This is a genomic window from Rhodococcus sp. 14C212 (genome assembly GCF_011058195.1).
Classification (GTDB): domain Bacteria; phylum Actinomycetota; class Actinomycetes; order Mycobacteriales; family Mycobacteriaceae; genus Rhodococcus; species Rhodococcus aetherivorans.
Map to the genome: position 1 here is coordinate 1 of NZ_JAALEH010000012.1, position 13,099 is coordinate 13,099.

General features: G+C 71.5%; 12 protein-coding genes and 1 pseudogene. 7 read left to right on the top strand and 6 right to left on the bottom strand.

What is annotated here, in order from left to right; all coding sequences use genetic code 11:
* Positions 1-678 (top strand): annotated as a pseudogene (locus G6038_RS08175) (hypothetical protein); the annotation flags it as partial.
* Positions 679-717: 39 nt separating this feature from the next.
* Positions 718-2,256 (top strand): carboxylesterase/lipase family protein, encoded by a 1,539-nt coding sequence (locus G6038_RS08180; RefSeq protein ID WP_165037203.1) that lies wholly within the window; start codon positions 718-720, stop codon positions 2,254-2,256.
* Here G6038_RS08180 and G6038_RS08185 read toward each other — a convergent pair.
* Genes G6038_RS08185 through G6038_RS08195 form a run of 3 tightly spaced genes read right to left on the bottom strand, consistent with a single transcriptional unit; the run spans position 2,249 to position 3,923 of the window.
* Positions 2,249-2,575, bottom strand: a complete 327-nt coding sequence (locus G6038_RS08185; protein ID WP_100058886.1) for a cupin domain-containing protein — start codon at positions 2,573-2,575, stop codon at positions 2,249-2,251. The two genes, G6038_RS08180 and G6038_RS08185, sit on opposite strands and share 8 nt — an antisense overlap.
* A 59-nt stretch (positions 2,576-2,634) precedes the next feature.
* Complete coding sequence (locus G6038_RS08190; RefSeq protein WP_165037204.1) at positions 2,635-3,132, bottom strand: dihydrofolate reductase; 498 nt, start codon at positions 3,130-3,132, stop codon at positions 2,635-2,637.
* Positions 3,129-3,923: a thymidylate synthase gene (locus G6038_RS08195; RefSeq protein WP_100058662.1), complete on the bottom strand. Its 795-nt coding sequence runs from the start codon at positions 3,921-3,923 to the stop codon at positions 3,129-3,131. The genes G6038_RS08190 and G6038_RS08195 overlap by 4 nt, the downstream gene beginning before the upstream one ends.
* Before the next feature lie 85 nt (positions 3,924-4,008).
* On the opposite strand from G6038_RS08195, the gene G6038_RS08200 reads away from it, so the two are divergent.
* The 4 genes from G6038_RS08200 to G6038_RS08215 all read left to right on the top strand — a co-directional run bounded on the left by G6038_RS08200 (position 4,009) and on the right by G6038_RS08215 (position 8,337).
* A complete protein-coding gene (locus tag G6038_RS08200; RefSeq protein WP_165037205.1) occupies positions 4,009-4,875 on the top strand; it encodes an Fpg/Nei family DNA glycosylase in 867 nt (288 codons plus the stop codon).
* Positions 4,876-4,934: 59 nt separating this feature from the next.
* Positions 4,935-5,990, top strand: a complete 1,056-nt coding sequence (locus G6038_RS08205) for a tellurite resistance/C4-dicarboxylate transporter family protein (RefSeq protein ID WP_165037206.1) — start codon at positions 4,935-4,937, stop codon at positions 5,988-5,990.
* Positions 5,945-6,661 (top strand): alpha/beta family hydrolase, encoded by a 717-nt coding sequence (locus G6038_RS08210; protein ID WP_165037207.1) that lies wholly within the window; start codon positions 5,945-5,947, stop codon positions 6,659-6,661. The genes G6038_RS08205 and G6038_RS08210 overlap by 46 nt, the downstream gene beginning before the upstream one ends.
* A gap of 143 nt (positions 6,662-6,804) precedes the next feature.
* Positions 6,805-8,337, top strand: coding sequence for an MFS transporter (locus G6038_RS08215; RefSeq protein ID WP_165037285.1), 1,533 nt, complete (start codon positions 6,805-6,807; stop codon positions 8,335-8,337).
* On the opposite strand, the gene G6038_RS08220 is transcribed toward G6038_RS08215, so the two are convergent.
* Positions 8,318-9,064 (bottom strand): 2OG-Fe dioxygenase family protein, encoded by a 747-nt coding sequence (locus G6038_RS08220; protein WP_165037208.1) that lies wholly within the window; start codon positions 9,062-9,064, stop codon positions 8,318-8,320. The two genes, G6038_RS08215 and G6038_RS08220, sit on opposite strands and share 20 nt — an antisense overlap.
* A 49-nt stretch (positions 9,065-9,113) precedes the next feature.
* Positions 9,114-10,460 carry a nicotinate phosphoribosyltransferase gene (locus tag G6038_RS08225; RefSeq protein ID WP_165037286.1) on the bottom strand — a complete coding sequence of 449 codons (1,347 nt, stop codon included), beginning with the start codon at positions 10,458-10,460 and terminating at the stop codon, positions 9,114-9,116.
* A gap of 150 nt (positions 10,461-10,610) precedes the next feature.
* Between G6038_RS08225 and G6038_RS08230 the strand changes: the two genes are divergently transcribed.
* A complete protein-coding gene (locus G6038_RS08230) occupies positions 10,611-12,302 on the top strand; it encodes a GAF domain-containing protein (RefSeq protein WP_165037209.1) in 1,692 nt (563 codons plus the stop codon).
* A gap of 13 nt (positions 12,303-12,315) precedes the next feature.
* Here the strand turns inward: G6038_RS08230 and G6038_RS08235 are convergent, their stop codons facing one another.
* Positions 12,316-12,954, bottom strand: coding sequence for a response regulator transcription factor (locus G6038_RS08235; RefSeq protein ID WP_029541947.1), 639 nt, complete (start codon positions 12,952-12,954; stop codon positions 12,316-12,318).
* Positions 12,955-13,099: the final 145 nt, after the last annotated feature.

Sequence of the window (13,099 nt, forward strand, 5' to 3'; positions counted from 1 at the left end):
CGCCCGATCCGCTCCCCGGCGCGCACGGCACTGCTCGACGTCGACGCGACCGCGTGGGACGCCGCGGCGGACGCGGCCGGCGGTACCCCCAATTCCCTCTTCCTCGCGCTCGCCGCGGGCATCGCCCACCGCGCCGGGCTCGATTGGCCGCTGCGGATCGCGGTGCCCGTCGACGGCCGCACCGCCGCGCCCGGCCTCCCCGACGACGGCGCCGGCAACGACGTGACGATGACCGAGGTGGTGGTCGACGCGTCCGACACCCCGGCCTCGCTCCGCCACCGCGCCCGTGATGCGTACATCCGCCGCCGGGAGGGGGCGCCGCACGGCCTGCCGGACGAGGTGCTGCAACTGCTGCCCGACCGGCTCGCCGCGCGCCTCGCCGCGGGGGCCGGCGAGCGGGACCTGCTGTGCTCCAACATCGGGCCGCTGCCCCCGGTGCTGGACGGATTCGGCCCGCACCGCACCACCGGCGTCGCCACCCGCGTCGTCCATCCGGGCCTCGCGACCGCCCGGGCCTCGACGTCCACCCGGCTCGCCGCGTACCTGTGCCGGCAGGGCGACCGCTACACCCTCGCCCTGGTCGCGCTCGACGACGAGCACTTCCCCACCCGGGCCGCCCTGCGCGCAGACACCGACGCCGGGCTCGCCGCCCACGGGCTGCACGGCCGGCACTGGTAACCGCGGCACCTATGACTCGGCGTCACGTACAGTTCGAGCATGGCGGCTGAGACCCTTGTCACTGTTCCCGACGGCGCCCTGCGCGGCACCCGCATCGGCGACCTCCTCGCCTGGCGCGGCGTCCCCTACGCGGCACCCCCGGTGGGGCCGCTGCGGCTGCGCGCTCCGCAGCCGGTGCAACCGTGGACCGGCGAACGCGATGCCACCCGCTTCGGCGCCGCGGCGAGCCAGCACCCGCGCGGCCTGACGATCGGTTTCCGGAAGCAGCAGCCCGCGAGCGAGGACTGCCTGACGCTCAACGTGCTGGCGCCCGCGGCGCCCGCGGCGACGCCGCGGCCGGTGCTGGTGTTCATCCACGGCGGTGCCTACACGCTGGGCACCACGGCGATGCCGCTCTACGGCGGGGAATCGCTGGTGCGCCGCGGTGACGTGATCTACGTGTCGATCAACTACCGGCTCGGCAGCCTCGGCTATCTCGACTTCACCCAGTTCTCCACGGCGGAAAGGCCTTTCGACTCGAACCTGGGGCTGCGCGACCAGGTCGCCGCGCTGGCGTGGGTGCGCCGCAACATCGCCGCCTTCGGCGGCGACCCCGACAACATCACGATCTTCGGCGAATCCGCCGGCGGCAACGCCGTCACCACCCTGCTCGCCACACCCGCCGCCGCGGGACTGTTCGCCCGCGCCGTCGCCCAGAGTTCGGCACCGAACCTCGTCGTCGACGCCGACCACGCGGCCGAGTGGGCACGACGTTTCGTCGAACTGCTCGGCGCAGAACGGGATTCCGCGGTCGCGGCGCTCGGGTCCGCGACCCCGGCGGAGCTCGGCCGCGCCGCCCAGCGGCTCAGCGGGCGCATCCTGCACGAGACTCCCGGCCTGCACGCGTTCGGTCCCGTCATCGACGGCGACTACCTTCCCACCGCCCCGATCGAGGCCTACGAAACCGGTGCCGCACATCGGGTTCCGCTGATCATCGGCACCAACGCCCGAGAGGGCACGCTGTTCCCGCGGGTCCTCGACGCGCTGCCCACCAATCAGCTCCGCATCGAGCAGATGTTCGGGCTCACCGATCCCACGGCCCAGGAGCGCGTCGTCGCGGCCTATCCCGGCTACCCGGAGGCCCGCGCGGCCGTCGATCTCGGCGGCGATCTCACGTTCTGGCATCCCTCGATCGAGATCGCCCAGGCCCACGCCCGCCACGCCCCCACCTACAGCTACCGGTTCGACTACGCGCCGCCGCTGCTGCGCTGGACCGGCTTCCACGCCACCCACGCGTTCGAGCTGCTCGCCGTGTTCGGCCAGGCCGACACCGCGCTCGGCCGGGTGGTCACGGTCGCCGGAGGCCGGCGCGCGCTGCGCACGGTAAGCGACTCGGTGCAGCGTCAGTGGCTGCACTTCGCGCAGGAGGGTGAGCCGCTGCCGTCGTGGCCGCGCTACGACGAGCGCGACCGCGCCACCGTCGTCTTCGACGACCCGACGCGCGTGGAGTACGACCCGTGGCGGGAGCGGCGGCTGGCCTGGGCCGGGTACCGCGGCTACCGCGGTCTCGCGCTGCCGCAGGCGGGAGCGGTCACTTGACCACGGTCAGCAGGAACACGACGTCCTCGAGCGCGGTGACGCTGTGCCGGACGGTGGGCAGCACCAGGTAGTCGCCGGCCGAGCCCTTCCAGGAGTCGTCGCCGGCGATCAGGGACAGCCGCCCGCCGAGCACCTGCAGCGATCCCTCGCCGGGGCCGTCGTGCTCGGCGAGTTCGTGGCCGGCCAGCAGTGCCACCATCGTCTGCCGCAGATGCTTGGCGTGCCCGCCCAAGATCGTCTGCGAGCTGCGGCCGCTGCTCGATGCCGCCGCCAGCTTCAGTTGCTGTCGCGCCAGAGCCGTGAGGGAAAGCTTGTCCATGGCAGCCCTTCCTGGTCGGGGTACGCCCTCGCAGTATGGCCCACCGGGGGCGCCACCGGTCAGGTTCGCGCGTACCGGACGAAGCGGAACCCGATTCCGTCGCCGGATTCCTGCCGCGCGCCGACGTCCACGGCCGTCCACCCGGGACCGATCCGCGGGGCGAAGGCGTCCGCGCCGACCTCGAGGTCCACCTCCGTGACGAGCAGCCGCGTCGCGTGCGGCATGGCCTGCGCGTAGATCTGGCCGCCGCCGATGACGCAGACGTCGCCGCCGCCGGCGAGCGCCAGGGCCTCCGGCACGCCGTGGGCCACCTCGGCGCCCGCGTCCGACCAGGCCGGGTCGCGGGTGACGACGATGTTGCGCCGGCCGGGCAGCGGGCGGAACCGCGGGGGCAGCGACTCCCACGTCAGCCGGCCCATGATCACCGGCTTACCCGTCGTCACGGCCCGGAAGTGCGCCATGTCCTCGGGGATGCGCCACGGGATCGCGCCGTCACGGCCGATGCCGCCGTCGCGGTCCTGCGCCCAGATCAGGACGATGTCGCCCGTCTCCGTCATACCGCGACCGGCGCCTTGATCGGCGGGTGGTGCCGGTACCCGGTGATCTGCACGTCCTCGTACTCGTAGTCGAAGATCGACCCGCGCCGGTTCAGCTCCAGGGTGGGGTACGGGTAGGGCGCGCGGGTGAGCTGCTCGGTGACCTGCTCGACGTGGTTGTCGTAGATGTGGCAGTCCCCGCCCGTCCACACGAACTCGCCCGGCTCGAGGTCGGTCTGCTGGGCCACCATGTGGGTCAGCAGCGCATAGCTGGCGATGTTGAACGGCACGCCGAGGAACAGGTCGGCGCTGCGCTGGTACAGCTGGCAGCTGAGCTTGCCGTCGGCGACGTGAAACTGGAAGAACGCGTGGCACGGCGCGAGGGCCATCCGGTCGATCTCACCGACGTTCCACGCGGAGACCACGATGCGCCGCGAGTCGGGGTCGGTGCGGATCGTGTCGATCGCCTTGGTGATCTGATCGATGTGCCCGCCGTCGGGGGCCGGCCAGGACCGCCACTGCACCCCGTAGACGGGACCGAGCTCGCCGTCGGCGTCGGCCCACTCGTCCCAGATCGTGACGCCGTGCTCCTGCAGCCACTTGACGTTGGAGTCGCCGCGCAGGAACCACAGCAGCTCGTACACGATCGACTTCAGATGCACCTTCTTCGTGGTGATCAGCGGAAAGCCCTGCGACAGGTCGAAGCGCATCTGGTGCCCGAACAGGCTGCGCGTCCCGGTGCCCGTGCGGTCCGCCTTCGGCGTGCCGGTCTCGAGCACCAGGCGGAGGAGGTCTTCGTACGGGGTCGGCACGGCAGTCACCACGACAGGCTATCGCCCGTGCGTGGTTGTGGTCGTTGGGGCAGCCCGAAGCACGCACGGGCGATAGCCTGACTCCATGCCCGAGCTGCCCGAGGTGGAAGCCCTGGCGGTGTTCCTGCGCGAGCACGCCGTCGGTGCCGTCGTCGGCCGGATCGACGTGGCGGCGCTCAGCGTCCTGCAGACCGCCGACCCGCCGGTCACCGTGCTGCAGGGCCGCGACGTCACCGGCGTGTCCCGCTTCGGGAAGTTCCTGGCCGTCGACTGCGCGGGTCTGTGGCTCGTCACGCACCTGTCGCGGGCGGGGTGGCTGCGCTGGCAGGACAACCCGTCGCCGGCACCGCCGAAGCTGGGCCGGGGTCCGCTCGCGCTGCGGGTGCACCTGTTCACCCCCGACGCCGCCACCCCCGCCTTCGACCTCACCGAGGCCGGCACCCGCAAGCGCCTCGCCGTGTGGATCGTCGACCGTCCGCAGCAGGTGCCCGGCATCGCCCGGCTCGGTCCCGACGCCCTGGCCGTCACCGCCGACGAGCTGGCCGCGCGACTGGTGGGCAGCACCGCACGCCTGAAGACCGCCCTCACCGACCAGCAGGTGCTCGCCGGGATCGGCAACGCCTACTCCGACGAGATCCTGCACGTCGCCCGGCTGTCGCCGTTCGCGCCGGCGGGCCGGCTCACCGACGAGCAACGGCAGGCGCTGTACGACGCGATGCGCACGGTGCTCCTCGACGCCGTGAGCCGTTCCGTGGGCCAGGATGCCGCGCGGCTCAAGGGCGAGAAGCGGTCCGGGATGCGGGTACACGCCCGCACGGGCCTGCCGTGCCCGGAGTGCGGCGACACCGTCCGCGAAGTCGCCTACGCCGAGCGTTCCTTCCAGTACTGCCCCACGTGCCAGACCGGCGGGAAGATCCTCGCGGACCGGCGGCTGTCGCGGCTGGTCAAGTGAGCGGTGTCGTTCGGGACCCGCGCAGCTCCGGAAGGGCACCCCGGCGGTAGCGTGCGGCTGTGACGGTTCTCGACGGCCTCCGTGGGGGTGCGCGCACGCTCGACCCCGGCTACTTCGCGCTCGTGATGGCGACCGGCATCGTGTCGATCGGCATGCACCTGCAGGGTCTGGTGACGGTGTCGGCCGCGTTACTGCTGGTGTCCGTCGTCGCCTACGCCGTCCTGCTGGCGCTGACCGGGTGGCGGCTCATGCGGTTCCGCGACGAGGTCCGCGCCGACCTCACCGACGCGAGCCGCGCGTTCGGGTTCTTCACGTTCGTCGCGGGCAGCAACGTGCTGGGGATCCGCCTGACCATGGACGGGTGGCACTCGACGGCTGCGGTCCTGCTCGTCGGCGCGGCCGCGACGTGGCTCGTGCTCGGCTACGTGATTCCCTGGACGGCGGTGCTCGGCACTCGCAGACGCCCGGTGATCGCCAAGGCCAACGGCAGCTGGTTCGTGTGGGTGGTCGCGGCCCAGTCGGTCGCGCTCGCCGCGGCCACCCTCGAGCCGATCTACGACGACCTTCGGCGGGCCCTGTCGCTGGTGGCCGTGTTCGCGTGGTCGGTCGGCCTGTTCCTCTACGCCGCGGCGGGGGTGTTCGTCGCGGCACGAATGATGCAGTATCCGCTCCGGCCGGTGGACCTCACGCCGTCGTACTGGGTGTCGATGGGCGCCGCGGCGATCACCGTGGTGGCCGGCTCCCGCATCGTGGCGATGGAGTCGGCCCCGATGGTCGACGCCACCCGCGGACTCGTCGCCGGGCTGGTGGTGGTGTTCTGGGCGTTCGCGACGTGGCTGCTGCCCGCCCTCGTCGCCGCGGGGTGGTGGCGGCACCGCACCCACCGCATCCGGCTGCGTTACGAGCCGGGCCTGTGGTCGGTCGTCTTCCCGCTCGGGATGTACGGCGTCGCCGGGGTCTACCTCGCCGAGGCCGACGAGCTGCCGTGGGTCGGGGTCGTCGGCAGGACGGAACTGTGGGTGGCCGTGACGGTGTGGGCGGCGGTGTTCGCCGCGATGCTCGTGCACCTGTGGCGCACGGTGCTGCGTCCGCGTCCGGCTACCGTGGGCCGGTGACGACCGAGGCCCTCGACGACGATTCGGTGCACGGCGTGCTGCATCACCCCGGCGGCGTTCCGCGCGGTGCGGTGGCCCTGACCCACGGGGCGGGCGGCAACTGCGACGCGGCGATCCTGCGGCAGCTGTGCGGCGCGTTCGCCGACGCGGGGTTCCTCGCGTTGCGCTTCGACCTGCCGTTCCGGCGCCGACGGCCGAAGGGGCCGCCGCAGCCGTCGCGGGCGGCGGAGGACCGGGCCGGGATCGCGGCGGCCGCCGAGGCGATGCGGGACCGCGCGGGCGGCCCGCTGATACTGGGCGGGGTCTCCTACGGCGGCCGGCAGACGTCGATGCTCGCGGCCGAGCAGACCGACGTCGCGGATGCGCTCGTCCTGCTGTCCTACCCGCTGCACCCGCCGGGCAAGCCCGAGAAGGCCCGCACCGAGCATCTGCCCGCGCTCGCCGTGCCGACGGTGTTCGCGCACGGCGACCGGGATCCGTTCGGCACCCTGGACGAGATGCGCAACGCGGTGCCGCTGATCCCAGCGCCCGTCGTGCTGGTCCCGGTGACGGGCGCGGCCCACGACCTCGGCAAGGCGAAGACCGATCCGGCACCGCCGATCGTGCACGCCGTGTCCGGTCTGCTCTCGGACACGGCGTCCCGGCCGTGGCACCCACGGCCGCGCGCGTAACGCGTCGGTGGTGTGGCCGCCGTTGCAGCCGGTGTCAGCCAGTCGGTTCGGCTCTCCAACCTCCGACGGGACGCGGAAGCCGGGGCTAGAGTCGATCACGTCGGACGTGGGAGCAGGGGAGGTGGGCGGTGCCTACGTCTCGGTTGCGGACCAACGCGAGGACCCTGCCGATCATCCTGGCCCTGTCCCTCGCCTTCACGATCACGGTCGTCGACCCACTGGTGCTGAGCCTGAATCTGCCGCAGGTGAGCCGGGCCCTCGACGTGCCACCGCAGGCCGTCGGATTGCTGGGCGGTATGGCGACACTGGTGATGGCCGCAGCCGTCCTCGCCGCGGGCAACCTCGGCGACGCGTTCGGGCTTCGACGCTTGCTGAGGTCGGGACTGGTCGTCGTCATGGTCGCCGATCTGCTCTCCATGCTTTCGCCCAACTACGCTTTTCTGCTTGCGATGCGGGTCTTGGCCGGATTGGGAATGACGGCGCTGCTCGGAGTGCCGCTGGCCCTGCTCAAGACGTCCGTGACGGACAAGCAGCGGCCGACGGCCATCGGCGTTTTCGTGGCCATCGAGATGGTTCTCTGTGGGGTACTCCCGGCGTTGACGGGCTGGGCGGTGGCGGCCGTCGGGTGGCGAGTCGTGTTCCTGGTCGCACCGCTGCTTGCCGTGATCTCGCTTCTGCTGACGGCGAAGTACGTCCCGGAGACGCCCGTTCAGCATCGCGCTCGGCTGGACGTGGCCGGCATCGTCCTGGTCGGTACGGCCCTCTTGGCACTCGTCATCGGACTGGCAGCCGCGCAGAACGGCATGTTCCGGCCCGAGACATGGCTGCCGCTGGCTGTCAGCGTGGTCGCCGCCGTGCTTTTCGTTCGCCACGAACGCCGCACCCCCGAACCGGCACTGAACCTGGCTCTGTTCGGAAGCCGGCCCTTCAGCGTGGCTCTGGCGGCGACCTTCACGCTGAATTTCCTCATGGCAGGGCTCGGCATCGTCCTGGGGCAGTTCGGCAGTGTGGTGCTCGCGCTGTCGCCGGAGACCATCGGCCTGTTGTTCCTCCCCGGCACGCTGCTGATCGCCGGTTTCGTGGTCTTGTCCGGGAGCCTGGTGGGCAAGTTCTCGCCGAGACCGGTGATGGTCGTCGGCCTCCTGCTCATGGCAGCCGGCGGACTGCTGATGGCGGGCACGGTCGATCCGACAATGGCGCTGTGGTTGCTCGTGGCGGCCGTGTGGCTGTACAACCTGGGCTCGATGGTGACCTCCACATCGGTGTCCGAGACGGTGCTCTCCCAGGCGCCGAGCGGGCAGTCCGGAACGGTGGCTTCCGTGCAGTTGGCCTTCGGGATGACCGGCTATGCGTTCGGGCCCACCGTGTACCTGCTGCTTCTCAACGTGTTCTTCCAGCGAGAATGGCTGGCCGACACCGAGGCACGCGGGCTGACGGCGACCCAGGGCGAGCAGGCCGTGGATGCCGCGCGTAGCGCGGTGGCGCAGAGCCCCGGGGGCGCCGGGTACGACCCGAACCTGCTTCGGCAGGTGGGCGGTCTCGATCTCGGAGCGGACTTGGCCGACGCGGTGCGACTCACCATGCTGACTGTCAGCGCCCTGCCCATCACTGTGGCGGTGGCGGCCTTTGTGCTCATGTCCCGCCGCAAGAAGCCGATCAGGACGGTGCGAGGGTGACTACCAGCACGTCCCTACGTGCCGGCTTCCCCCGGTCGACGGGTCGGATCGGCGAAACACCGTGCCAGGTGCAACGGTCGTCGCCCAGGAGGAAGGTGCCGGGTTCGCACAGGGTCGTCGTCACGAGTCGATCGCCCTCCGGGCCGAACACCGAGCTTTCGCCCCCGACGGCATTGTCGACGCTGATCAACAGGGAACCGACAAGCGTGACACCGTCGCGGTGCAAGCCCTCGGGCGTGGGCCGGCCCTCGTCATCTGCCGTTGCGACCACACGGAACGGATGCACCCAGACCGTCCATTCGGGAGCTTCGTCGAGGACCGGCGCGATCCGGCCCACCAGCTTCACCGTGCGCTCGAACAGCGGATCCGCGAGGAACGCGGCTGTCAGCTGTTCGAAATGGCGGTCTCGGGCGAGGTAGAGGGCGTTGGAGTCGTCAGGCTGTACGAATTCACGGTGCGCCATCGGCTCCAGCGCGCCGTCGGCCGCCCGGTACCGGAACCGGCCGTAGCGCCGCAGCCGGTGAACGCCCTGTTCTGCCGCGTACGGGTCGGGCGCAAGCTCCTCCCAATGCGCGGAGAACCGAACCCACCCATCGGCGTCGGCACCGATGGATCGCCACAGGTCTGCCGCCGGCATCAGGAACGTGCCCACGGAGGCGAGTGCTCGCCGGGCGGCGTCGACCGGATCCGTGTCGGCCTCCGTACCTCCCGCGACGTCTTCCCTCATCTACTCAGAGTCAGCGAGGACGGTCCCGTCGCGCAACCTTCGCCGGTGGTCAGGGAGCCTGCCGCGCCCGGCTCAACCGATCGAGATCGTCCTGCACCCGTGCGCTCACCGCCACGGGATACGGCGACCCCGCCTCGTGGAGGGAACGAAGCGCCGGCGGAAGAGCGTCGATCTGCTGCCGTGCACGCCGTCGCGCCGCGTCGAGTCCGGCGTCGTACTGCGACAGCCGCCGGCCGCCACGCATCACGGGCACCAGCAGCGGCTCACCCGGGAGGTTCTCGTCGGGCCGGCCGATGATGTCGCCTGCGAAGACACCGTCGTCGACCCGGCGGTACACCTGCTTGCGCCCGGGAGAGAGGACCTTGCCGCTCGACAGCTTCGTCCGCCCGACGCCGGCGTACTCGACGAGCTTGTACGCCATGTCGAGCGTGGGCGCGTCCTGGGCGACGGAGAGCTGGGTGCCCACCCCGAAGCCGTCGATGGGACAGCCGTCGTCCAGCAGTGCCGCCACGCTGTACTCGTCGAGGCCCGACGAGGCAAAGATCCGGACGCCGTGCAGACCCGCCGCGTCGAGCCGGGCACGCGCCGCCTTCGACAGCGCGCCGAGGTCCCCGGAATCCAGCCGGACCGCCCGCACGTCGAACCGGTCGCCCAGTCGCTCGGCCAGTTCGACGACCAGGTCGACGCCGCGGAGCGTGTCGTAGGTGTCGACGAGCAACGTCGTGCCGGGATAGAGCCGGGCGAACGCCTCGAAGGCGTCGAACTCGTCGTCGAACGCCTGGACGAAGCTGTGGGCCATCGTGCCGAACGCGGGGATTCCGTATTCCTCGGCCGCGCGCAGGTTGGAGGTTCCCGCGGCACCCGCGAGGTAGCTGGTCCGGGCGACCTCGAGGGCGGCGTCGGTGCCGTGGGCCCGGCGCGCCCCGAAATCCACCACCAGCCGCCCGCGGGCGGCCTCGACCACCCGCGCGGCCTTGCTCGCGAGGACACACTGCAGGTGGATGCGGTTCAGGACGAAGGTCTCGACGAGCTGCGCCTCCAGGATCGGCGCGACGACCTGGACGATCGGCTCGTTCGGAAAGACGACGGTGCCCTCCGGCACGGCCCACACGTCGCCGGTGAAACGCACCCCGGCGAGCCGCTCGAGGAACTCGTCGGAGAACAGACCGAGTCCGCGCAGGTACTGCAGGTCGTCCTCCTCGAACCGGAACGCCTCGAGGAAGTCGAGCACGTCGGGCAGGCCGGCGGCCAGCACATAGGACCGCCCCGGCGGAAGCTTGCGGAAGAACGTTTCGAACACGGCCGTGTCCGACATTCCCAGGACCAGATAGGCCTGCGCCATCGTGACCTCGTACAGGTCGGTGAACAACGCGGCACCGCGCGGCGGAACTCCCATGGCGGCCGTCACCCGTCTCCGTCGAACCCGGCCCGTCCGGATTCGTTCTCCATATCCGGATTCTCACACGCCGGCGACGGGCTGCGGCCGTGTTGCCCCTTTTGCCGCGGCGCACGGGCCGGCACTCGGGGACGCGCGAGGCGTGCACCTATGCTGACGGGTGTGAGCACTCCCGGTGACAACGGCACGATCGACGACACCGCCGACATCGACGGACTGATCGCCGAGATCCGCGAACGCCTCACCGACACCGTAACCACCCCGGCGAGCATGCAGAGCCTGCTCGAGGCGGTGCTCGTCGTCGGGTCGGGGCTCGAACTCGACTCCATGCTGCAGCGCATCGTCTCCGCGGCCGTCGCGCTGCTCGGCGCCCGCTACGGTGCGCTCGGCGTGCGGGCGCCCGACGGCGGACTGTCGGAGTTCGTGTACGTCGGCATCGACCCCGCCGAGCGCAGCCGCATGGGGCACCTGCCCGAGGGCCGTGGCCTGCTCGGCCTGCTCGTCAACGACCCGCGGCCGGTGCGGATCGCGGACCTGTCGGAGCATCCCGCCTCGATCGGCTTCCCACCCGGCCATCCACCGATGAAGAGCTTCCTCGGTACACCGATCATGGTGCGCGGCAGGGTTTTCGGAAGCATCTACCTCACCGAGAAGATCGACGGTCCCGCCTTCACCGAAGAGGACGAGGTGATCCTGAAGGTCCTCGCCAGCTCCGCGGGCGTCGCCATCGACAACGCCCGCCTGTTCGAGGGGTCCCTCACCCGCGAACGCTGGCTCGAGGCGGTGGCCGCGATCAACTCACGGTTGCTGGTGGGCGGTTCCGTCGACGAGACCCTCGCGCTCCTGGTCGACCGGGTCCGGGACCTCGCGCACGCCGTGGGCACCTACGTCCTGCTGGTCGACGGCACCCAGGGGACCGTCCGGGCCGCCGCGGCGCCCGGCCCGCCGGCGACGGGCTCGCGTCTCGATCTCACCGATTCTCCTGTGCTGCAGTCTATCCGGACCCGGCGCACCCTGATCACCGACAACCTCGACGGGCTTCCGGCGGCCGGCGCGGGCCGCGCCGGCCGAGCCGCGATCCTGCCGCTGTCCGCCACGTCGGGGGTCACCGGCGTGCTGATCGCCACCCGGTCGGCCCGTTCCGATGCGTGGGACGACGCGGAGGTGACGCGACTCGAGTCCATGGCCGACCTGGTCACGGTGGCACTCGAATTCGCCGCGCAGCAACGCAAGAAGCGGCTGCTCGACGTTCTCGCCGACCGGGACCGGATCGCACAGGACCTGCACGACAACGTGATCCAGCGCCTCTTCGCCACCGGGATGAGCCTGCAGAGCACCCTGGTGCCGGGCACCGATCCCGACCGGGTCGCGGACATCGTCCAGCACGCCGTCGAGCAGCTCGACCGCACGGTCCGCGAGATCCGCACCACCATCTTCGATCTGCACACCACCGGCGCCGCGGCGTCGACCAGCCTGCGGCGACGGCTGCTGGACGTGGTCGGCGACCTGACCACCCAGTCCCCCGTGGCGCCGAACGTCCAATTCGCCGGCGCCATCGACACTCTCGTTCCCGTCCGCATCCATCCGCACGCCGAGGCGGTGCTGCGGGAGGGACTGAGCAACGCGCTGCGCCACTCGCAGTCGGAGAAGATCTCCGTATCCGTCACCGCGGGCGACGAGTTCACCATCGAGATCGTCGACGACGGCATCGGACTGCCGGACACACCGCGCCGCAGCGGCCTCGCGAATCTCGAGCGGCGCGCCCAGCAGTGCGGCGGCCGCTGCAGCACCGGACCCGGCGAGAGGGGCGGGACGCGCGTGCTGTGGCAGGTCCCCCTGTGACCCGGGGTCCCCGTCAGACCTCGCGCTGCTTGCGCAGCTCGGTGGCGAGCACCGCGGCCTGCGTGCGGCGCTGCATCCCGAGCTTGGCCAGCAGCCGTGAGACGTAGTTCTTGATCGTCTTCTCCGCCAGGAACAGCCGCTCGGCGATCTCGCGGTTGGTCAGGCCCTCCCCGATCAGCTCGAACACGGCCCGTTCCTGCTCCGACAGCTCGGCGAGCGGGTCCGCCGTGCGGGACGCGCGGATGCGTTCCATGAGCGCGGCCGTCGCCCGGCTGTCGAGCAGCGAGCCCCCGGCCGCGACGGTCCGGATCGCCGAGACCAGGTCGGTGCCGAGGATCTGCTTGAGGACGAACCCGGAGGCGCCCGCCATGATCGCGTCGAACAGGGCCTCGTCGTCGGCGTAGGAGGTGAGCATGAGAGCCCGCAGCTCCGGCATGCGGGCCCGCAGCTCGCGGCACAGTTCGACGCCGTTGCCGTCGGGCAGGCGCACGTCGAGCACCGCGACTTCGGCTCCGCTGCCCGGGATGCGGGCCAGCGCCTCACCGACCGACGCGGCCTCCCCGACAACCGTGAAGTCGGGCACGCTGTCGAGCAGATCGACCAACCCGCGCCGCACGATCTCATGGTCGTCGACGAGAAATACCCGAGGCATCGTCCCTCACCTTTCCTGACACCGGCATTGCGGTGACCATCGTCTCAGCTCGCTCGCGCGGCGCCGACCCCGGGCCGTTCGACGGCAGTTTCGGGACCTTCGGCACATGCGCCCGGTGCGGCCCGCGGGCGATGCTCGGACAGTC